At 56.4% G+C, this 21,917-nt stretch carries 21 protein-coding genes; 8 read left to right on the top strand and 13 right to left on the bottom strand.

Annotation, left to right across the window (positions count from 1 at the left end; genetic code table 11):
• The 4 genes from D9K61_RS26415 to D9K61_RS27160 all read right to left on the bottom strand — a co-directional run.
• The coding region (locus D9K61_RS26415; protein WP_162947046.1) for a helix-turn-helix domain-containing protein at positions 1 to 166 on the bottom strand (166 nt) is incomplete at its 3' end.
• A gap of 57 nt (positions 167 to 223) precedes the next feature.
• Complete coding sequence (locus tag D9K61_RS26410) at positions 224 to 622, bottom strand: hypothetical protein (protein ID WP_120636167.1); 399 nt, start codon at positions 620 to 622, stop codon at positions 224 to 226.
• Positions 623 to 705: 83 nt separating this feature from the next.
• On the bottom strand, positions 706 to 1,515 hold the full coding sequence (locus D9K61_RS26405) for a hypothetical protein (RefSeq protein ID WP_162947045.1): 810 nt from the start codon (positions 1,513 to 1,515) through the stop codon (positions 706 to 708).
• Between the two features lie 87 nt (positions 1,516 to 1,602).
• Positions 1,603 to 1,854 carry a hypothetical protein gene (locus D9K61_RS27160; RefSeq protein ID WP_162947013.1) on the bottom strand — a complete coding sequence of 84 codons (252 nt, stop codon included), beginning with the start codon at positions 1,852 to 1,854 and terminating at the stop codon, positions 1,603 to 1,605.
• Between D9K61_RS27160 and D9K61_RS26400 the strand changes: the two genes are divergently transcribed.
• From D9K61_RS26400 to D9K61_RS26380, 5 genes are all read left to right on the top strand, one after another.
• Positions 1,747 to 2,148, top strand: a complete 402-nt coding sequence (locus D9K61_RS26400; protein WP_120636165.1) for a GFA family protein — start codon at positions 1,747 to 1,749, stop codon at positions 2,146 to 2,148. The genes D9K61_RS27160 and D9K61_RS26400 overlap by 108 nt on opposite strands.
• Before the next feature lie 111 nt (positions 2,149 to 2,259).
• Positions 2,260 to 4,053, top strand: coding sequence for a gamma-glutamyltransferase (gene ggt, locus D9K61_RS26395; RefSeq protein ID WP_120636164.1), 1,794 nt, complete (start codon positions 2,260 to 2,262; stop codon positions 4,051 to 4,053).
• Positions 4,054 to 4,146: 93 nt separating this feature from the next.
• A complete protein-coding gene (locus tag D9K61_RS26390) occupies positions 4,147 to 5,550 on the top strand; it encodes an FAD-binding oxidoreductase (RefSeq protein WP_120636163.1) in 1,404 nt (467 codons plus the stop codon).
• 94 nt (positions 5,551 to 5,644) lie between these two features.
• Positions 5,645 to 6,637, top strand: coding sequence for a hypothetical protein (locus D9K61_RS26385; protein WP_120636162.1), 993 nt, complete (start codon positions 5,645 to 5,647; stop codon positions 6,635 to 6,637).
• Between the two features lie 141 nt (positions 6,638 to 6,778).
• On the top strand, positions 6,779 to 9,286 hold the full coding sequence (locus tag D9K61_RS26380; RefSeq protein ID WP_120636161.1) for an FAD-dependent oxidoreductase: 2,508 nt from the start codon (positions 6,779 to 6,781) through the stop codon (positions 9,284 to 9,286).
• A 42-nt stretch (positions 9,287 to 9,328) separates the two neighbouring features.
• Here D9K61_RS26380 and D9K61_RS26375 read toward each other — a convergent pair whose 3' ends face one another.
• Positions 9,329 to 9,979 carry a DUF938 domain-containing protein gene (locus tag D9K61_RS26375; RefSeq protein ID WP_174235128.1) on the bottom strand — a complete coding sequence of 217 codons (651 nt, stop codon included), beginning with the start codon at positions 9,977 to 9,979 and terminating at the stop codon, positions 9,329 to 9,331.
• On the bottom strand, positions 9,976 to 11,049 hold the full coding sequence (locus D9K61_RS26370) for an FAD-binding oxidoreductase (protein ID WP_120636160.1): 1,074 nt from the start codon (positions 11,047 to 11,049) through the stop codon (positions 9,976 to 9,978). The genes D9K61_RS26375 and D9K61_RS26370 overlap by 4 nt, the downstream gene beginning before the upstream one ends.
• 199 nt (positions 11,050 to 11,248) lie before the next feature.
• On the opposite strand from D9K61_RS26370, the gene D9K61_RS26365 reads away from it, so the two are divergent.
• A complete protein-coding gene (locus tag D9K61_RS26365) occupies positions 11,249 to 11,641 on the top strand; it encodes a hypothetical protein (RefSeq protein WP_120636159.1) in 393 nt (130 codons plus the stop codon).
• Between the two features lie 3 nt (positions 11,642 to 11,644).
• Entirely contained in the window at positions 11,645 to 12,877 is a 1,233-nt protein-coding gene (locus D9K61_RS26360) for an HlyD family secretion protein (protein ID WP_120636158.1), read from the top strand.
• 68 nt (positions 12,878 to 12,945) lie between these two features.
• Here the strand turns inward: D9K61_RS26360 and D9K61_RS26355 are convergent, their stop codons facing one another.
• The 7 genes from D9K61_RS26355 to D9K61_RS26325 form a co-directional block, all read right to left on the bottom strand.
• Positions 12,946 to 14,091, bottom strand: coding sequence for an iron-containing alcohol dehydrogenase (locus D9K61_RS26355; protein WP_120636157.1), 1,146 nt, complete (start codon positions 14,089 to 14,091; stop codon positions 12,946 to 12,948).
• A 70-nt stretch (positions 14,092 to 14,161) separates the two neighbouring features.
• Positions 14,162 to 15,535 (bottom strand): aldehyde dehydrogenase family protein, encoded by a 1,374-nt coding sequence (locus D9K61_RS26350; RefSeq protein WP_120636156.1) that lies wholly within the window; start codon positions 15,533 to 15,535, stop codon positions 14,162 to 14,164.
• A 129-nt stretch (positions 15,536 to 15,664) separates the two neighbouring features.
• The gene (locus D9K61_RS26345) at positions 15,665 to 17,017 is read right to left on the bottom strand and encodes a glutamine synthetase family protein (protein WP_120636155.1); all 1,353 of its coding nucleotides are present in this window, start codon (positions 17,015 to 17,017) and stop codon (positions 15,665 to 15,667) included.
• A 90-nt stretch (positions 17,018 to 17,107) separates the two neighbouring features.
• Positions 17,108 to 18,139: a TRAP transporter substrate-binding protein gene (locus tag D9K61_RS26340; protein ID WP_120636154.1), complete on the bottom strand. Its 1,032-nt coding sequence runs from the start codon at positions 18,137 to 18,139 to the stop codon at positions 17,108 to 17,110.
• Between the two features lie 71 nt (positions 18,140 to 18,210).
• A complete protein-coding gene (locus D9K61_RS26335; RefSeq protein ID WP_120636153.1) occupies positions 18,211 to 19,536 on the bottom strand; it encodes a TRAP transporter large permease subunit in 1,326 nt (441 codons plus the stop codon).
• Positions 19,536 to 20,054: a TRAP transporter small permease subunit gene (locus D9K61_RS26330; protein ID WP_120636152.1), complete on the bottom strand. Its 519-nt coding sequence runs from the start codon at positions 20,052 to 20,054 to the stop codon at positions 19,536 to 19,538. Before D9K61_RS26330 ends, D9K61_RS26335 begins: the two co-directional genes overlap by 1 nt.
• A 16-nt stretch (positions 20,055 to 20,070) precedes the next feature.
• Positions 20,071 to 20,856, bottom strand: coding sequence for an N-formylglutamate amidohydrolase (locus tag D9K61_RS26325; protein ID WP_120636151.1), 786 nt, complete (start codon positions 20,854 to 20,856; stop codon positions 20,071 to 20,073).
• Between the two features lie 103 nt (positions 20,857 to 20,959).
• Here D9K61_RS26325 and D9K61_RS26320 point away from each other — a divergent pair, with 103 nt between their 5' ends.
• A complete protein-coding gene (locus tag D9K61_RS26320) occupies positions 20,960 to 21,832 on the top strand; it encodes a MurR/RpiR family transcriptional regulator (protein WP_120636150.1) in 873 nt (290 codons plus the stop codon).
• Positions 21,833 to 21,917: the final 85 nt, after the last annotated feature.

The raw sequence follows: 21,917 nt of genomic DNA, 5'->3' as shown, positions 1-21,917 counted from the left end.
CATCCAGCTTGGGCCGCCGGATCGGTGCTGACCGCCGGTAGCCGGGCGGGACCGAAAACGCCAAAATCTTGCGAACGCTGTCACGAGATATCCCGAAATGCCGGGCCGCTTCTCGCTGGCTCATGCCCTCGGCACAGGCCAGACGAACTTTACGATACAAATCCACGGAAAAGATCCTCCCGCCCCCCTCCGTTACGAAAAGAAGGGCAAAGATGGACGACTTTTACGCCGCCCGCAGCAGGGTCATCCCGCCGCTTCCGTGGTCGACTTTCTCACCGCCGTTCTCAGTCATATCGACGTCGATATTCTTAACTTTGCAAAAATCTATCAGAATATCGCGCACGAAAGGTATGAGTTCACCACCAATTAGGAGCTTAGACATAGCCTTCGAGCCAAACTCGAAACTTTCCATACTCTCATGTTCAAGCGGCTTATCCTGAGCAGGTAGCGCGCGTAGCTCCTCAAACGTCCCTTCAAATTTGCTGTATCCTGCTAACGCAACTTGAAACAGACTCTTCACGAAAAACACCTGAAATACATTCATTGGGCTCAATATCGGGTCGTCCACATTAATGCCAAGTTCTTCCTTTGCGCCGCGCCTGAAACAGCGATTAATGGTCACGTTTCCTTGGCCAAACTCGGAGTGCGTGGTGTCAAATTGAGAAAAGGCTTCATCGATGGAAGTGTTATATTTTCTCGCATGATCTAAACTACTTTCGCATTCGCTGAGCGCCGAACTAGAACTAATTCCCTGCCTTCGTCAGTTAGGACAAACGCATTGATCGCCAATCCGACGATGAACGGAAAATATGTAGTGTTGATCACATCAAAGCCACTTTCGCGGTTAGAAGCGATTTTGTCAGCGGACAGCATTCCCTCAGATAACAAGCCGAGTGCAACCCGATGCATAACGCATTGTGTAAAATAGTCTGTTCTATAGAGTGATATATCCAGTTTTGGCCGCTCAAGGTTTCCGGACCTATTGAACTTGATTGACCTCAATCCAAAAGTCCTACCATTGAAGTGCCTGCCTTCTTTTTGTGAAAACAAGAGCTTTGCCTCCAAAATCGAGGCCTCCGTTACTCGTTCTGAGAGGCCCCTAATTCCAGTTATTTCGTCCAAATGACGCAGTGATGTTTTGCCAAAAACTTCGTGAAAGTCTGTGTTGTAGTTTTCCAGAGAGAATGAAACAGTTGAGTGGTCCTCTTGAGCAATCGCCGCCTCCGGAAATTTCAAAAGAAAGACCTGTGCAGAGTCTCGAACAGACTTGTGATCATATACAAAACCGCCTTCGACGTCTTCGTCTTCAGTCGTACCCGCCAAATCCAAGGTGATTATGTCGACATCATTTGGGAAATAACTCTCCCTCCATTTGATGTGGGATTTTCGTTTCACGTAACGAAAAAACCGAGGAAGACGCAAGAAGAACGTTCGGCTGAAGAAACCCAATACTGCGCCAAGCAAGAACCCTAAAACACTATCAAAAAACTTCGTGAGGAAGTCAAAATTTTCCAAGCCTGCCTCCATTTGGGAACAACGTGGCGTCAAAAGAGAATCCCGTGTTGGGTCGACGTGTGACGGGTTGTCGTCAGTTCGTCAACGTTAGACACTGCTACGTTCAAACCGAAGCCGATGCAGCGGTGCACTACACCCAACGCGGAATGAGCCGACGTTCAAACGCGTCGCAGCATCCGTAAGAATGGGCTCATCGCGGACATTCGAAGGTTCATAATAAGGAGCCATCAATTGGATACGTTCGAAGGTGGATGCCGCTGTGGCAAACTGCGGATCAAAGCGAGGGGTCAACCGTACCGGGTTGGGCTCTGTCACTGCCTTGATTGTCGCAAGCATCATGGTGCCCTGTTCTATGCGGCTGCGGTGTTTCCGGAGGACTCTGTGGAAATCACCGGAACCTCGCACAGTTATGCTGAGCGGTATTTTTGCCCAACATGCGGATCGCCCGTGTTTGCCCGAACCGGGGACGAAATCGAAATACATCTTGGGTGCCTTGATACGCCCAATCAACTGAGGCCGAGTTATGAAAGTTGGACTGTCAGACGAGAGTCTTGGTTGCCCGAGTTCATAGGTATGAAACACTATGACTGGGGACGCGATGCGACCGGGCGAAACGAAGAGGAACAGTTGTAACGCTTTGTGTGTGGCGAAATTTCGCCGTGGAGCTGTTCGTCACCTGGTTGCGGTTGCCAGCAGTCGGTTCACGTACAACGTTGAACCTAAAGATTGAATCGGAGGATTAGGATGCATACTGGTCGAATTTCAGGACTCTTACTTTCTGCAATTGCTTTTGCGACACCCGTTTTTGGACAGGAAACTGCCGATGCAGTCTCACCTGAAGGGGCGTCAGAAGGGCAGGTGCAGGCGGAAACGGAAGAAGTCATTGCAGCGCTCGAGGCAAAGGCGGCAGGTGTTCCCGTAAAATCCGAGAATTGGATGGTGGCGGCCGCCAATCCGCTGGCAGTCGAAGCTGGGGCAAGGGTTTTGCGGGCAGGTGGTTCGGCCGCGGATGCAATGGTTGCTGTCCAGGTTGTGCTTGGGTTGGTCGAACCGCAGTCTTCAGGCTTGGGCGGTGGGGCGTTCCTTGTCTGGTACGACGCGGCCAGCGGGCAATTGACCACCTTGGACGGACGGGAAACCGCGCCTTTGGCTGCAACGCCTACCTTGTTTCAGGACGAAAATGGCGAACCGCTGGGGTTCTTTGATGCCGTTGTCGGAGGATTGTCCGTTGGTACGCCGGGGACACCCGCGCTGTTGGAAGAGGCGCATCGCCGTTGGGGCCGGTCCCCTTGGCCAGGTCTGTTCACCGATGGCATCCAGCTGGCGGACGAAGGCTTTCTGGTTTCGCCCCGCTTGGCCAGCCTTGTGGAGAACGACGCGGAGAAGCTGTCGCGCTTCCCTGCAACTGCCGCGTATTTTCTGCCCGGAGGTGCGCCGCTACAACAAGGCCAGCGATTGGTGAATCCGGAGTACGCGGAAACGCTACGCGCACTGGCTGCCGACGGATCGGCGGGGTTCTATGGCGGAGAGATTGCGTCCGGAATTGTCAGCACGGTTCGAACAGCACCGGGCAATCCCGGCGTTCTGTCCGGGACTGATCTGGCGCTGTATCAGGTCATCGAGCGTGAGCCCGTCTGTGCTGCTTACCGAGCGTACGAAGTCTGTGGCATGGGTCCGCCGTCGTCGGGTGCGCTGACAGTTGGACAGATACTTGGCATGCTGAACAGCTATGATCTGGCCGCGATGGATCCTGAAAATGCCGAAACATGGCGGCTGATAGGTGAAGCATCTCGCCTCGCCTTTGCGGATCGGGGGCGCTACATGGCCGACAGCGACTTTGTCCCCATGCCAACCTCGGGTCTGGTTGATCCGGATTACCTGTCCGGGCGGGCCGAGTTACTCAATGCCGAAGGCGCGCTGGCTGAGGTGGCCCCCGGCAATCCTGAATTCGATCATGCGCTGAACTGGGCAGATGATGTTTCGCTGGAGCTGCCCTCGACCTCGCATATCTCGATCGTGGATGCCTATGGCAATGTGTTGTCGATGACGACGACCATCGAAAACGGGTTCGGTTCGCGCCTGATGACCAACGGGTTCCTACTGAACAACGAGATGACGGATTTCTCGTTCAGGACGCACCGCGATGGTGTGCCCATTGCCAATCGGCTTGAACCCGGCAAGCGCCCCCGGTCGTCTATGAGCCCGACCATTGTCATGCAAGACGGAGCGCCGGTTCTGGCTATTGGCTCGCCGGGTGGCAGCCGCATCATCGGCTATGTCGCCAAGTCGATCATCGCTTGGGCCGATTGGGATATGGACGTGCAACAAGCCGTATCGCTGCCACATCTGGTGAACCGGTTCGGCACATATGATGTGGAACTCGATACAGCAGCTGAAGGATATGCGGACGCCCTGATCGAGATCGGGTTCGAAGTGAATCCGCGTGACCTGACCTCGGGTTTACACGCCATTGAAATCGGGGGCGGTCTCAGTGGTGGCGCGGACCCAAGGCGTGAAGGGATCGCGCTGGGCGAGTAAGGCATCCGAATTTGTGGGTATTGCCCCTGCGCGGCGGGCCTTTTAGTCATGCATTGACAGGCCCGCCATCCATGCGGGCAGGGGAGGATCACCATGGTGCAAGCAACCGCTTTGCCGCGAAACGAGGCCGGGATCGAAACTGCAATTGGTGTTCTGAAGCAACGGTTCGGTGACCGGTTGCAGACCGGGGCTGCAATCCGGGAACAGCATGGCCACACCACCACCTGGATAGAAAACCAAAGCCCCGACGCAGTGGTTTTCCCGCACACGACCGAAGAAGTTTCGGACATCATCAAAGCCTGCGCTGCCCATAAGGTGCCGGTTATCGCCTTTGGCACGGGCACCTCGCTTGAAGGACATGTAAATGCGCCAGCGGGTGGAATATCGGTTGATCTGACCGAAATGAATCAGGTTCTGGCAGTGCATTCGGAAGATCTGGATTGTGTGGTGCAGCCCGGCGTCACGCGCGAGGATCTGAACACGCACCTGCGCGATCAGGGTCTGTTCTTTCCCATCGATCCCGGCGCCAATGCGTCGTTGGGTGGCATGGCAGCGACCCGCGCCTCCGGCACCAACGCAGTGCGCTATGGAACCATGAAGGACAATGTACTCAGCCTGGAAGCGGTCATGCCGGATGGGCAGATTATCCGAACAGGGCGCCGTGCCAGAAAATCCTCGGCCGGATACGATCTGGCCCGGTTGATGATCGGCGCTGAAGGGACGCTGGGCATAATCACCGAGTTGACCTTGCGCCTTCACGGTATCCCCGAGGCGATCAGTTCCGCACGATGTTCTTTCCCGACAGTTGATGCCGCTTGTCAGGCCGTGATGATGACCATCCAGTATGGGATTCCCGTGGCGCGTATCGAATTGTTGGATGAAATGTCGGTCAAGGCGGCCAATGCCTACTCCACTCTGACATTGCCCGAAACACCTCTGTTACTGCTTGAATTTCACGGGTCCGAGTCCGGCGCCGTGGAACAAGCAGAGACTTTTGGCCAGATAGCGCAGGAATTTGGGGGCAGCGATTTTGCGACCACCTCCTCGACAGAAGAACGAAACAAGCTCTGGCAGGCGCGCCACGACATGTATTGGGCCTGTCTGCAATTGCGCCCAGGCGCGCAGGGGATATCTACCGATGTTTGCGTGCCGATTTCTCGGCTGGCCGAAGCGGTCGGGGCCGCGCAGGACAAGGCGGCGGAACTGGGGCTGATTGCTCCGATTGTAGGGCATGTGGGTGATGGCAACTTCCACTCACTGCCACTTATCGACATGGGAAATGCGGATGAATTAGCCAAGGCCGATGAGTTTGTTGGGTGGCTGAATGATCTGGCCATTTCGATGGAAGGCACATGCACAGGCGAACACGGCATCGGGCAGGGCAAACGCCCCTACCTGATCAAGGAACTTGGGGCAGCCACACAGTACATGGCGGCGATCAAGGCGGCACTGGATCCCGACAACATCATGAATCCCGGAAAAATCCTGTCCGACTGATTGTCAGCCGGTTTCCAACTCCTGTCCGTTTTGCGCCTTTAAAACGACTGTTTTCTGAGGTGATTTCAGTCCAAACCATTACGGATGGGAATCTATGAGCGCTAAGTATCTTGCTGGACTGGCGGCCATTTGTGGCCTTGTCATCGCAGGGCTGGATTATAACCAGCAATACAAGACGTCTGATGGGGGGCTTAGCTTAGAAAGCTATGTCAACTCTGTTTCCTCCCGAATGTTCGGAGTTGAGGTGACCGCTGCAGAGACCAGAGCATTCTTGCCTGATGCCCCGGATGGCTGGTTCCGCCGTGCCCTGGCCGAGGGGAACAATGCGCCGCTGTGGACGGGAGCTTCGGGACCGGATGCGACACAAGCAGCGGCGCGGGGATGGATCTACGCCAAGGATGATGAGATCATCTGGATTGAAGTCTTTCGAAATGACCTGCTGAAATCCAAAGGTGTTTTGAGTGGTATGGCCGAGATTTCCGCGAGTGAAATAGCGTATCAGCCGGACTATGAGGGTTTTGCCGTTTCGGGTGGCGTTGGGTTCGCAGAGGTGGAATTTCCGTCCTGGCAAGAGGCGTCAGCCTTCAGGGTGTTTGATGGTTGGATCGGTTTTGACGATGAAATCCAGATCAGGGTACGGGCGGTCGCCTCGGACGACTCGGTGCGGGCGTTGCTGGGCGCGATCAACTATGACGGCTTGAATGGGATATTGAATACACCGGTCCCAACGGTTGGGACTGATGTTCAGGTTCAACCGGAAAATGAGGTCGCGCTGGCGGCGCAGATGATGGAGCTGCGCAGGGCGATGGTTCAATTGCGGGCCGAATCCGCGAAGGAACACAACTTGAACTCGGATGAGGCGGCGCAGCTTATCAACTCGTTTGTCGAAAACATCGCCCCGGGTGCAACGCTGGACGCCACTGGTGACGATGTGCCCGACTATGACGCCCTGATCCAGACGACGTATCGGAACGCGTTACTTCTGATCATGGAGAACGACAGGGTACAAAAGGCCCCTGCAACAGAAGGCGGCAAGCTGACCTGCAAGACAGTTGGAACAAGAAAGCTCTGCCGTTCCGACGACTGATAAACCCTAACTGGAGCTGATTTGCGGCCCGCATTTGATATGTGGGTCGTTTTTTTCATATCACTGGTCGGATGAATGTCGCGGTTGCCTTCGCAAGTGCGCCATATGGTGTCAGCTGAATTCAAGGGGAGACGCCCGGTTATGAAAACCCAAGTCAAAGCACTGGTCGTTGGCGGTGGCGCCATCGGAACCTCGATTGCCTATCATCTGGCCAAGGCTGGCTGGGATGATGTGATGCTGATCGAACGGGACGAGTTGACCTCTGGCTCGACCTGGCACGCGGCTGGACTGCTGCCGCTGTTCAACATGTCTTACGCGACGACCCACATTCACAAATACTCGGTTGATTTTTACAAGCAGCTTGAGGATGAAACCGGACTGAACGCCGGTTTCGCTGTCGTCGGCAACCTGCGCATGGCGCAGACGCAAGAGCGTATGGATGAGTATATGCTCTACGCTTCAACGGCTGAGACCTGCGGCGTGCCCTACGAATGGTTGACCCCGGATGAAATCAAGGCCCGCTGGCCCCTGATCAACACCGAAGACCTGAAGGGTGCCATTTATCACAACACCGACGGTTACATTAACCCGGCAGACGTGACACAGGCGATGGCCAAGGGCGCGCGTCAGCACGGCGCGGATATCGTGCGCAAGATGCAGGCTGATGCATTCCACTGGAATGGCACCCATTGGGAAGTCACCTGCACCAAGATGGTCGAGCAGGGCGGCAACCTTGTGCCCGGCGACGAGCAGGTCGTCATCACCGCCGAACATGTCGTGACCGCATCCGGCAACCACGCGCAGCGCACCGCCAAAATGTTGGGCATCAAAATGCCTGCGATTCCGGTCGAGCATCAGTTCATCGTGATGGACAAAGACCCGGCGCTGGTCGAATACCGCGCGGGTGGCGGCGATGAGCATCCCGTCATCCGTGACGCTGATGCGCAGTCCTATGTCCGCGAAGAACGCGGCGGCTGGATCCTGGGCGTTTATGAAAAGAACGCGCCAGCCTGCTTTGAGCATGGTGTGCCCGACAGCTTCCGCGCCGACCTGTTCCCGCTGGATCTGGAACGGATCGAAAGGCAGTACATGGCGATGATCCACCGCGTCCCGTCTTGCGAAGAAAGCGGACTAAAGGACGATTTCAACGGTCCAATCTGCTACACGCCGGACGGTAACCCGCTGGTTGGGCCTGCACCGGGTCTGCGTAACATGTGGCTGGCAGAAGGCTTCTCGTTCGGCATCACCGCCGCAGGTGGCACCGGCTATTATCTGGCGCAGATGATGGTTGATGGCGAAGCCGAGATCGACATGGCTTCGCTGGACCCCAAGCGCTACAGCAGCAACTGGATGACCACCGAGTTTGCGGCACGCAAGAACGAAGAATGCTACGACCACGTCTACATCCTGCACCACCCGGACGAAGAGCGCCCGGCAGCCCGCCCGCTGCGGACCGCGCCAGCCTATGACCGCCAGAAAGCACGCGGCGCTCAGTTCGGATGGGTCAATGGCTGGGAACGTCCCAACTATTTTGGCCCGCTGGGTGCGCCAGAGAATTTTGACCACGATGCGCGGTCTTTCCGCCGGGGTGGCTGGTGGCAGCACGCCGTAGATGAAGCCAAAGCGATCCGCGAAGGTGCTGGCCTGATCGACGCAACTGCGTTTACCAAGCATGTCGTCAAAGGCCCCGGTGCGACCCAATTCCTGGATTGGTTCACCTGCAACAAGCTGCCCAAGGTTGGTCGCATCAACCTGACCTACGCGCTGACGTCGCACGGTACCACCCGCACCGAATATACCATCGTGCGCAACGGCGAGAACAATTACTACATCGTCTCAGCCGGAGCCTGGACAGAGTACGACGCCGACTTCCTGCGCAAGGCGGCAGAGGACAAGATGGAGGAGTTCGGCTATATCGAAATCCAGGATGTGACCACGCAGTGGGGCGTCTTTGCCATAGCCGGACCCAAGTCGCGTGAGGTTCTGAAAGAGGTCATCAACGACGCAGATCCGGACACCGCACTGTCCAATAAACGCTTTCCGTGGCTGTCTGCCCGTCAAATCGAACTGGGTATGTGCCCGGTCAACGCGATCCGCGTGGCTTATACCGGTGAGCTCGGATGGGAACTGCACCACCCGATGGAGATGCAGAACTACCTGTTCGATCTGCTGGAAAAGGCGGGCGAAAAACACGGTATGAAACTGGTGGGCGCCCGCGCCCAGAACTGGTTGCGCCAGGAGAAATCCTATCGCGCCTTTGGTAACGAACTGGGCCGTGACGCGAACCCGCTGGAAGCCGACCTGCCGCGTTTTGTCGATCTGAACAAAGAATTCCACGGCAAGGACAAGATGGTCGAAACCGGCGTGCGCGTGAAATGCTGCACTTTGCTGATTGACGGGCCGGACGATGCTGACCCATGGGGTCGCGAGGTGCTCTACACACCCGAAGGCGTGAGGGTGGGTCGTTTGACATCGGGCGGCTATTCGGTGGCTTTCGAGAAATCTATTGGTATGGGCTACATCACGCCTGATCTGGCCGTAGAAGGCACTAAGTTGAAGGTTAAGATGCAGGATAAGCTGTGGGACGCGGTCGTGACCTGCGATAGCCCCTACGACCCAAAAAATGAGGTCATCCGCAAGGACGGCTAGTTTGCCTCGACATGTAACTGATGCAAATCAATCAAAGCCCGCTTAGGCGGGCTTTTTTGCGATAAAGGCCAAGTTGTTGGCAGGCATCTCGACGATTTCGAGCAGTTCCAGACTGCAAGCCAAGAACAACTCGGCTATGTCGTCGTCATTCTTGTACCCGATCTCAGGGTCTTGCTGGATCAGAGCGTTATGAAATCGTTTGTCGCCATCGCTGGTCAGCTGCCCTGCGCGCTGGAAAGGGCCGTACAAGATGAAACGACCACCCGGTGTCAGCGCCTTTGCGACTTCCGTGACAAGGGTTTTTGTTTCTTGCCAACTCACAAGATGCAGCAAGTTAACCAATATGATTAGATCTTTCTGCGAAACCCGAGAATGCCATCCCGCTGAAGTGGCGTTCAGATCGGCTGCTGCAGCGACGTTTGGCAGGACGCTTGCATAAGCGTCGATGCTGGCGCGGCGATCAGGATCGATTTCTGTGGGTTGCCAAGTCAAATCAGGAAGATGCTTAGCAAAAGCACAGATGTGCTGGCCTGTGCCGCTTGCGATCTCAAGCGCTTTACCACGCTGTGGGGCATGCGCGCTTACAAGCTCACACAAAGCATCTGTATTCCGGGTCGCGGCGGGAGCAACCATTTTGCCGTCATCCGCCGCTGTCGCGACACTTGCCGAAGGGGGAAGGTTGCGTTTGATCATCTGGTCAATCGGCCCGGGGTCAGCAGCGAGATGAAACGTTGATCAATCTGTGGTTGGTTTCCTGTGACCAGATCTGCCAGAAGCTGGGACGCCGCAGGCGCGGTTTGAAATCCGTACCCCCCTTGCCCTGCCGACCAGACAAACGAGGGCTCTGCCGGATCAGGGCCAAGCACCAGAGTTCCATCGGGGGCGAAACTGCGCAGCCCGGCCCAGTTGGTTTCCACACGTGTCACAGGTTCGGTCATGAGCTCTTCGTATCTGGCAAGACCTTCCGCCAGCACCATATCGTCGGCAAAGGCGTCATGTGGAGCAACCGGATCAGCCTCGGATGGTGACACCAGCAGTTTGCCAGCATCCGGCTTTGCATACCAAGTTTCACCAGCGCCCAGCATCATCGGCCAGCCCGATACGTCGTGCCCGCCCGGCGCGGGAATGCGGGCCATTGATCGGCGTCGCGGTGTTATGCCGATGGGTGGCACACCGGCCAAAGTCGCGACTTCATCCGCCCAGGCCCCAGCTGCGTTGACAAGATTTTGGGCATCAAACACCTGTCCGGCTTCGACCGTCCAATGAGCGTCTTTGTGTATCCGCGTCACTTGGCATTTGGTCAGAACAGTGCCGCCGTTTCGGCGTATGATCCGGGCAAAGTCCTGCAGTAGACGGTCTGTATCAATGTCGAAAGCGCCCTCGCTGACAGCGGCAAAGCCGACGATATCGGTGTTCAGGATCGGCACCCGGGACACGGCTTGATCCACTGATAGGGGTTGCATGTTCAGGTCCGCACAATCGGCCTTAAAGATTTCGGCCTGATCGTTTGCGCCGATCAGCATCAACCCGCGTGGCGTCAGGTACCCCCCGTTTTCCGATCGCAAATACTGGGCACCAGCCTTGTTCAACGCAACAACCGAGGATGGGCCATAGCTTTCTTCAAACAGGGCCGCAGACCGGCCCGAGGCGTGATAGCCAAGGGCGTCTTCAGCTTCTAGAACTGTTACAGACCCATGCTCGGACAGCCGTGCACCAGCGCTAAGCCCGGCGATGCCGCCGCCAATAACCAAAAAATCAATCATGTTTTACTTCAATATCAACCGGTTTTGCCCCGGTGTTCCAAGGGGTAGGTGAGATGGACATTTGAACTTTGTATAGGTTTGATGGGACCTGCAAAGGGCCTTGGAAACTATAAGCAGGCTTGAATTTGACTATCAACCCATCCAAACAAGGGGAAAGCATTAGCAGGAGGACAGGGTGAGCACCGTAGAACTGCACCCGATGGCCACAGGACACATTCCGTCCTACGTGGTCCAGGCGGATGGAAGTGATTTTCTATTCACATTCATGGTCGTATTCACTGTAGCTTTGATTGTTTTGATTGGGGTTGCGTATTTTACGCTGCATTCGATTCCGGAAAAAATCGCGCATGAATCCAACCACCCACAATTCCAATTGGTGGGCATTCTTGCGCTTTTGGCGCTATTTACCCATAACGGGCTGTTCTGGGTGGCCGCCATTCTTGTGGCCGGTTTTCAGTTTCCCGATTTTGCCGCGCCGTTGCGATCGATTGCCGATGCCATCCGATCCTTGGCACCGCAACGTACACCCGACCCGGTGGTCGAGGATACTGCGACAGAACACCCCGAACCCACCGCGCCGCAGGAGCAGTAAGATATGCTTGAAACAATGATGTGCGCGCTGATTACCGTGCTGCCAGACTATCTGTTCCGCCGCTATGTACAGGGCAAACGGATCGGGCATGAAATCACTCTGTTCACCATGTGGTATGAATTGCGTTGGGGGCTGACCACCTGTGCCATTCTGGCGCTGACTGTGATCACCACGCTGTTTTACTTTCATCCCGCATCTAAAACCGCGGCGTCGTATTTCCGCACCGTCACGATCCTGCCGCAGCTGGGGGGGCGGGTGTCCGAGGTCTATGTTCGCAACAACGAGTTGGTGACGGCTGGACAGCCGATTTTCCGGATCGAGGATTTCACCCAAATCGCTCAGGTCGAATCTGCACATGCTCAGATCGCGCAGGTTCAGGCATCATTGAAAGTGGCCGAAACAGATCTGGCTGAGGCTGATGCCGGGATCGCCGGGGCGCGCGCCGCGCTGGCGCAATCGCTTGAGGATCTGGAGCGCAACACCACGCTGCGTGATGAGGGATCGAGCGCGGTGCGTTTGGCTGAAATCGACCGGCTTGAAAACCTCGTGGCTGAACGTGAGGCGCAGGTCGTAGCCTCTGAATCAAAGCGGGCTGCTGTGGTTCAGCAGATCGAAGAACTGATCCCGGCGCAACTGGCGAGCGCAAACGCGCAGCTGGATGCAGCCCTGACCGAGCTCGACAAGACTGTGATCAACGCTGGTGTTACAGGGCGGATCGAACAGTTCGGGTTGCAAGTGGGGGATTACGTCAGCCCGTTGCTGCGTCCTGCGGGTATTCTGGTACCGTCATCCTCTGGGCATAACAGGTTTCAGGCTGCGTTCAATCAGCTGTCCGCACAGGTCATCAAACCCGGTATGATCGGCGAATTGGGGTGTATGACCAAGCCTTTCACCGTGATTCCGGTGGTCGTGGTCGAGGTGCAGGATGTGATCCCGTCAGGCCAGATCCGGCCTTCGGATGAACTGCGCGATGTGCAGTCCAACAAGGTGCCAGGATCGATCCTCGTGTACATGGAGCCTTTGTACAAGGGTATGGCTGATGACATTCCACCCGGCAGCAATTGCTTGGCGAATGTCTATACCGACAACCATGAACGGCTTGAACACGAGGACCTCGGCTTCTGGGAAGCGGCCTTCCTGCATGTGGTCGACACAATTGGCGTCGTACATGCGGCGGGCTTGCGCCTGCGTTTGATCCTTATGCCAGTGAACACGCTTGTGTTGACTGGGCACTAACGCAATCCGACCCCAGCTTTGAGGCTGGAGTCGGTTTTGAGTTGCCGTGTTCTTTGTAACTTACGCCTCTACAACGCTGCCTTGAACAGCGCAGTGAGGTTGTCTTCGCTCAGTTCGATCGGATTGCCGCCGCAAGACGGATCTATCAATGCGCCTTGGACAAGCTCAGGGATGGACGCTTCAGTGACGCCAAGCTCTGACAACCGACGGGGGATGCCCAGCTTGTCATTGAGATCCTGAGCAAAGGCGCGGAAACCATCAAAGCCGCCCTCTACTCCTAGATAGGCGGCGGCGGTGTCGAACCTGTCCGCGATGTGGCCGGCGTTGAATTCCAACACGGATGGCATGCAGACGGCATTGGTTGTGCCATGATGGGTGTTGAACACAGCCCCAATCGGATGGCTCATCGCATGGATCGCACCAAGACCCTTCTGAAAGGCGGTGGCGCCCATGGCTGCCGCACTCATCATCTGCGCGCGCGCCTCGATATCGGTGCCATCGGCGTAAGCGCGCGGCAGGTATTCTTTGACCAACCGCATGCCTTCCAGCGCAATACCCTGACTCATCGGGTGGTAATGTGGGCTCGAGAAGGCTTCGACGCAATGGGCAAATGCGTCCAGCCCGGTGCCTGCGGTGATGAACTTCGGCATACCCACAGTCAGCTCGGGGTCACAGATCACGACTGTCGGCAGAACTTTCGGATGAAAGATGATTTTCTTGGCATGGGTCTCGGAATTGGTAATGACGCTGGCGCGACCAACTTCAGATCCCGTTCCTGCAGTGGTTGGCACTGCAATGATCGGCGCGATCACGTCTGCATCTGCACGGGTCCACCAATCCCCGACATCTTCAAAGTCCCAGACTGGTCGGGTCTGACCCGCCATAAAAGCGACCATCTTGCCCAGGTCCAATCCAGAGCCGCCACCAAATGCAATTACGCCGTCATGGCCACCTGCATTGTAAGCCGCAACACCAGCTTCCAGGTTCATTTCATTGGGGTTAGGGTCCACATCGCTGAACAAGCCCCGGGCTAAACCCGCAGCGTCGAGGATATCCAGCGTCGCCAACGTGATTGGCAGATCGGCCAGCCCCTTGTCAGTGACCAGCAGCGGCTTCTTCATTCCTGCCGCCGCACAAGCCTCGGGCAGTTCCTTGATACGCCCTGCACCGAATTTAATCGCGGTGGGATAGGACCAGTTTCCAACAAGACTCATGTCAGATTTCCTTTGTCGTTAAGGCCTGCCCCGGCGAGGAGGCAAGGGCAGGCAAGTCGTCCTTAGCCCGCTACTTTTTCAAGTGATAGGATTTGGGACGGGTCAGGTTGTGATAGCCAATGACGGACAATCCGCCGCCGCGCCCGGTGTTCTTGCAGCCGGTCCAGCACAGGCCCGGGTCCAGATAGTCGGCGCGGTTCATGAAAACAGTACCCGTTTCGATGGCATCGCCCACGTGCGCAGCACGATCCACATCGCTGGTCCAGAGAGATGCCGTTAGGCCAAATTCACTATCATTCATCAGCCCGATGGCCTCATCGTCCGACGCGACCTTCATGATGCCCACGACAGGACCAAAACTCTCGTCCCGCATCACGCGCATGTCGTGGGTCACATTGGTCAGGATTTGCGGTGTCAGATAGGCACCGCCGTCATCCTCGGGGAAGGTTTCGATATGGGTCACGGCCCCAGCTGCTATGGCCTCAGAAATCTGCGCGCGCACCTCATCGGCGAAGCGCACATTGGCCATTGGGCCGATCGTTGTCTCGCTGTCCAACGGATTGCCCAGCTTGTACCCCTTCACGATCGCAACAGCCTTGGCGACGAAGTCATCGAACAGGCTCTCATGCACGTAGATCCGTTCGATCCCACAACAGCACTGGCCCGAGTTGAACATGGCCCCGTCGATCAGCGTGTCGACTGCCGCATCCAGATCGGCATCCTCCATGACATAGCCGGGGTCTTTGCCACCCAATTCGGTTCCAACCCCGGTGAATGTGCCCGCAGCGGCGCGCTCCATCGCCTGACCACCACCAACTGATCCGGTGAAGTTCACAAAATCGAACGCATTGCCTGCGATCAGGTCATTGGTCACGTCATGAGACAGAAACACGTTCTGAAACACATCCTCTGGCACACCCGCCGAATGGAAGGCTTGCGCCATACGCTCTCCCACCAACAGCGTCTGCGTGGCATGTTTCAGAACAACTGCGTTCCCGGCAATCAGCGCAGGCGCCACGGTGTTGATCGCCGTCATGTAAGGGTAGTTCCATGGTGCCACGACGAACACCACGCCATGCGGGATGCGTTTGATATAGCGCTTGAAACTCTCGTCCTCGCCCACCGCGATATCCGCCAGCGAAGTCTCAGCAATCTCTGCCATGTGGCTGGCACGCTCATTGAAGCCGCCGAACTCACCACCGTAGCGCACGGGACGTCCCATCATATGGGCCAGTTCCGGCACGATCTCGTCATTCACTGCCCCAACAGCAGCGACACCCGCCATCACAAGATCAATGCGTTCCTGCAGCGGTCGCGCCATCCAGTTTCGCTGGGCCGCCCTTGAACGCGCCACAACCTCAAACGCTGCATCTCGCGACAAGATTTCACGCTCTGCAAAAACCGATCCATCAATCGGCGAGATGCACTTCAACATCTGACCCATGGTCTCTCCATATTCAAACTGAAACAGGACCCCTGCTTCATCTGGCCTTAAACAACCCGGGGTGCGCGAGAGGCATCGCCATTGTCGCTCGGATCAATGGCGCAACAATTGCGACCCTCGCTCCCGGCCTCAGGCCCGCTCAAACCCGCGGGCAATTTCCCAATCCGTCACCACACGCTCGAATTCCTCGATCTCGACTTCGGCCGCGCGGGCATAGTGCTCGACCACGTCGTCCCCCATGGCCGCACGTAGCATGGCCGAGCCATGCAGCGCATCCCGTGCGGCGCGCAGGCTGCCCGGGATCATCCCGGTCTCGCCCTGATAGGCATCGCCCTTGGTGGGCTCCTGCAGCTCCAGCCCTTCTTCGATGCCCGCAATACCGGCGGCCAGCATTCCCGCCATCGCCAGATAAGGGTTCATATCGGACCCCGGAATTCGACACTCTACCCGAACCGCCTTTGTCCCGTCACCGCACAGACGGAAGCCTGCCGTCCGATTGTCCACCGACCAAATGATCCGGGTTGGCGCAAAACTGCCTTTCATGAAGCGCTTATAGCTGTTGATGTAAGGCGCCATGAACGCGGTATAGTCGGGTGCATACTTCAGCAAACCGGCCATGTAGTTTTTCATCAGTGCCGACATGCCCAGATCATCCGACGAGTCGTAGAACGCAGGCTTCCCACCCGCCCACAGCGACTGATGCACGTGGGACGAGCTTCCCACCTTGTCGTGATGCCATTTCGGCAGGAAAGTCGCCGCATGGCCATGCTGCCATGCAATCTCCTTCACCGCGTTTTTGGCGATCGAGTGATATTCGGCGGTATCCATAGCAGGCGCGTATTTGATGTTCAGCTCTTCCTGCCCGGTCTCGGCCTCGCCCTTGGAGTTTTCAACTGGCAGCCCCGCATTCCACAGATGGTTGCGGATCGGTCGCATCACATGCTCTTCTTTGGTGGTCTGGAGGATGTGATAGTCCTCGTTGTAGCCCGAGATAGGCTCCAGATCGCGGAAGCCTTCCTTGCGGATCTGATCAAAGCTTTTCTCGAACAGGAAAAACTCCAACTCGGTTGCTGTCATCGCATCATAGCCCATGGCCTTCAAACGATTGACTTGGCGTTTCAGGATCGACCGAGGCGCATGCGGGACCTCTTCATGCGTGTGATGGTCCAATACATCGCACATCACCATGACCGTGCCCTCAAGCCATGGCACAGGGCGCAGCGTGTCTAGATCGGGTTTCATGACATAGTCGCCATACCCCCGCTCCCAACTGGTCGAGGCATAGCCGTCAGGCGTTCCCATCTCCAGATCGGTGGCCAGAAGGTAGTTGCAGCAATGGGTCTCTTCCCATGCGCCTGCCACAAAATGACCGGCGTGAAACCGCTTACCCATCAAGCGCCCCTGCATATCAACCATGCAGACCAGAACTGTGTCTACAGTTCCCTCAGAAACCTGAGTCTTGAGATGTTCGAACGTGAGCATGTGCCACCTTTATCCTTGCCGATGTCAACCTGTCGGCTGTTCGTTCCGTTTGACCCGCCCCGAAAAAGGGCGGGTCGTATTGGCGATATTCTAACCGTAGCGATAAGGCCGACCGGCCTTTTGCATATCGGCGTTGTATTGCTTGAAGATCTCGACAACTTTCGCTTTGGTCTCAGACTCGGCTGCGATCTCGTCCCAGAATTTGACAGCAGCGCCTTCGACCGTCGCCCATTCTTCATCCGGGATTGTGGTCAGCTTCATCTTGTCACCATTCACGCGCAACGAGGCCTCGCCGCCCCAATACCACCACTGGCGATAATAGTGGGACTGGTCGGTGCAAACCTTGAACAGAGTCTTCAAGTCTTCCGGCAGTTCATTCCAACGATCCATATTGGCAAAGAAGTGACCTGCCCAAGCGCCCGACACGTTGTTGGTCAGGAAGTAGTTGGTCACATCTGCCCAGCCGACAGTGTAGTCTTCGGTGATGCCCGACCATGCGATGCCGTCCAGCTCGCCAGTTTGCACCGCGACTTCGATATCCTCCCAGGGCAGGCTGACCGGCACAACGCCGAACTGTGTCAGGAAGCGACCGGCAGTCGGGAAGGTAAAGATGCGTTTACCCTGCAAATCGGCAAGCGAGTTGATCGGGTCTTTGGTCGCAAAGTGGCACGGGTCCCACGCGCCGGCCGAGATGTGTTTTACACCGACCGCCGAATATTGCTCGTCCCAGATTTCATTCAAGCCATACTGGTTGAACAGAACGGGCACGTCCAACGAATAGCGGGACGCAAAGGGGAAGTATCCGCCAAACACCGTGACTTCGGTGGGTGACGCCATCGAGTCGTCGTCGGATTGCACTGCATCAATCGTGCCACGCTGCATTGCGCGGAACAGCTCGCCGGTGGGAACCAGTTGGTCCGCATAGAACAGCTCGATCTGCATCCGGTCACCGGCGATGTCGTTGAACATCTTGATTGCAGGGTCGATAACGTGTTCGGCCAGCGCTGGTCCGGCATAGGTCTGCATCCGCCACGTGATCTTCGATTGTGCCAAAGCGGGCGTTGCCAAGGCAGCCGCAGGCGCCGCCGCGGCACCTTTCAAAAATGTACGTCTGTTCGTCATTCTCTCTCTCCATTGGTCAGTTTCAGTTTGCGAAGGCGTAACCCCTCACGTTGCCCCGGTTTGGTCCGGGGTCATTTGTTGTAAATGTAATCCGGCAGCCACAGTGCGATCTGCGGGAAGGTCATGATAATGGCCAGTGCCAGCGTCATCACCAGAACAAAGGGCAGGATGGAGCCATAGATGTCGCGCAGCGAAATCTCTGGTGGCGCCATGGCGCGCATCAGGAACAGGTTATAGCCAAACGGCGGTGTCATATACGCGATCTGAGTGGTGATCGTGTACAGCACACCGTACCAAATCAGATCGAACCCCAGCTCGCCCACAAGGGGTACATAAAGTGGGGCGACGATGACCAGCATGGCCGTATCGTCCAGAAACGTGCCCATCAGGATAAAGCTCAGCTGCATCAGGATCAGGATCACCCATGGGTTCAGGCCCAGACGGTTTGTAAACAGGTCTTCGATGGCGCGCACAGCGCCCAACCCATCGAACACTGCCCCAAAGGCCAGTGCCGCCAGAATGATCCACATGAACATACAGGTAATGCCCAAGGTCGACCGCACAGAGGTTTCGAACACTTCGCGGGTCATACGTCCTTTGAGAACGGCCGCGGCAAATGCGGTCAGCGCGCCTATGGCCGAGCTTTCCACCAGTGACGTCCAGCCGTTGACGAACGGCACCATCATTGCCGCAAAAATCCCAAGGGGCAGAAGGCCTGCCTGCAACAGGTGCAGTTTTTCTGCCATGGGCACGTCGCGTTCTTCCTTCGGAAGGGCGGGGCCAAGTGCCGGGTTAATGCGACAGCGGATCACGATATACAGAATGAACATCGTTGCCATCATTAGGCCAGGCAGGATGCCAGCCAACCACAGCTGCCCGACCGGTTGGCGCGCGATCATCGCGTAGAGAACCAAAACCACAGAGGGCGGCACAAGAATACCTAATGAGGACCCGGCTTGTATAACCCCAGTCACCATTCTTTTGTCGTATCCGCGTTTGAGAAGTTCCGGCAAGGCGATGGTCGCTCCAATCGCCATGCCCGCAACGCTTAGCCCGTTCATGGCTGAAATGAGTACCATCAGCCCGATCGTGCCGATGGCCAAGCCACCGTTCAGCCCGCCCATCCAGACGTGGAACATCTTGTACAAATCATCCGCGATTTTGGACTCGGCCAGGACATAGCCCATGAAAATGAACATCGGCAGTGTCAGCAGCGGATACCATTTCATCAACTTCATCGCCGCCGCAAAACCTAGGTCATACCCGCCCCGGTCACCCCAAAGAAAAAGGGCGGCGATGACGGCAACAAACCCGATTGCCCCAAAGACCCGCTGCCCGGTCAGCAGCATCAGCATCATCGTCGAAAACATCAGGATGGCGATCAGCTCATAGGACATCAGATCACCTCACGCGGGATGTCTTCGCCGCGAAGGCGCAGAATATCTTTGAAAAGTTCGGAAATTGCCTGCAACAGCATCAGGAACAGACCAAACACCATGATCACCTTTATCGGCCAAAGATATGGGCGCCATGCAGTTGGGCTGCGTTCGCCATATTGCAGCGAATAGCTAAGTGAATCGTACCCGCCATAGATCATCACGCCGAGGTAGACGATCAGAAAGAACACTGTGATAGCATCGGTCCACGCCCTGCGCCGGTCGGACCATTCACTGTAAAGCAGGTCCATGCGGACGTTGGATCCCATCTGGATCGAGTAGGGGCCGCCAAGGATGTAGTAAGCCACCATGGCGAATTGTGCCACTTCTAGCGTCCAGAGAGAGGGAAGGAAGAACGTCTTTGAGATCGACGACCAAAGCAGGATGCCCATCATGGCGAAAATGCCATACATGACGATCCGGCCGATCCAGCGGTTCATGCGGTCAATGACCGCCACATATCCCCGCATGAAATTCATTCCGATCCCCCAAATTTCATAGCTTCGCCTCAACGTTCGAAAATTCGCTGACCACGGCTTGCAGTATCGGTGTCAGTCGCCCTGAAATGTCGTTGATGCCTGTTGGCGTATTGATCAGGTCGTTTCGAACCTCGATCATGACATTCGGAAGCCCGCGTTTTATCGCATGTTCGCGCAACGTGTGGGTGACGCCGTCGGCAGCAGAATAGGGCTCGTTCCGCGCCACTTTCAGACCTGACCCTTGCGCATGTCGCAGCATGACCTCGGCCGCTCTGTCATCATCATCATGCAAGATGCCCAACTCGACCGACCGTGATTGGCCCTGATAGACCGGTGTGAAGCTGTGGATCGTGATCAGCACAGGTGGGATTGGGCGCGCATCTAAAGTCGAGGCAAGCAAATGCCGAAACGGATAATAGACCTCGCGGATTCTCTGGGAACGCTGGTCTTCGGTCAGACCCATGTTGCCCGGTACTGCAAAGACTTCACTGGTTTTGGGCATGGCGTCGTCGCGGCTCGGCGGTCGATTGCAGTCATAGGCAAGGCGACTGACGCGGGAATGAACCAGCGGCGCATCCAACGCCCCCATCAACTCGACCGAAAGCTCCAGCGCGCCAATGTCCCAAGCGGCATGAGATCGCGCAGCAGCCTCGTCCAGCCCCAGTCCACCAAGTGCCGCCGGGATAAACCGGCTTGCATGCTCGCATACCAAAACAGCTGGCGCGTGCCCACGTGCATTCAACACGCGCGCAGCGGGCGCCTCGGTCGGGTGAAGCAAAGGTGACTCGGTATCTTCATGCATACGTAGCATTTGCTACAGTAGAAACTCGGCTGTCAAGAAAATTACTGTAGACAAAATTACAATCTCAAATATTCTGTAACGAATAGAAAAAAAGAGGGTGCCGATGGCAACCGTCGCCAAAATTGTCAAACAGCGGATACAGGATGAACTGGACGGTCTGACGCGATCAGAACGTCAATTGGCTTCGATCCTTTTGCAGGACTATCCCATGGCGGGGCTGCAATCGATCACCAAGCTGGCAGCGGCCGCACAGGTGTCGACCCCGACGGTCATCCGAACAGCGCGCAAGCTTGGGTTTGACGGCTTCCCTGACATGCAGGACGCGCTGCGCGAAGAGGTTGCGGCCCAGATCAAGAAGCCGATTTCCAAGCGCGATGACTGGGCAGATGACGGCGAAGCAGAACATCCGATAACGCGATTTGCGCAGGCGGTCTGGACCAATATGCGTCATACGCTGGAACGTCTTGATAAAGAGATGTTCGATGCCGTCGCACAGTTGTTGGCCGACACGGAACGCCCATTATATGTCGTGGGTGGCCGGATCACCCGGTCAAACGCGGATTATCTGTACAACCACATGCAAATCATTCGCCCCAATGTGACGATGTTGGGCAATTCCGCAAACGTCTGGCCGCAGTACCTGCTGGACATGGGGGAAACCTCGGTCCTGGTGATATTCGACATTCGCCGGTACGAGGCGCATCTGGAAAAGCTGGCGCAGGTCGCCTCCAGCCGTGGCGTGACGGTTGTATTGTTTACAGATCAATGGGGTTCGCCAATCGGCAAGACTGCGGACTATACGTTTCATGCCTTGGTCGAAGCACCTTCCAGCTGGGATTCGACCATTGCGCTGCAATTGATCTCAGAAACTCTGATCGCCGAAGTGCAAGAGGCGCGTTGGGAGGAAAGCAAAGAGAGGATCGAAGAGTTGGAGCGCTTTTTCTCTTCGACGCGAATTTTCCGCAGCCATGAATGAGCCCTGCAACCGCGCATGTCAGGCAAGGATCGCTGCCAACAAAATCCAAATTGAAACGGTTCTTGGGACGTCGTTTTGAAGACGG

This window comes from Ruegeria sp. EL01 (genome assembly GCF_900313035.1).
In the GTDB taxonomy this organism is placed as follows: domain Bacteria; phylum Pseudomonadota; class Alphaproteobacteria; order Rhodobacterales; family Rhodobacteraceae; genus Ruegeria.
Note: the sequence above shows the minus strand (reverse complement) of the source record. Positions and strands in the feature narration are given on the sequence as shown.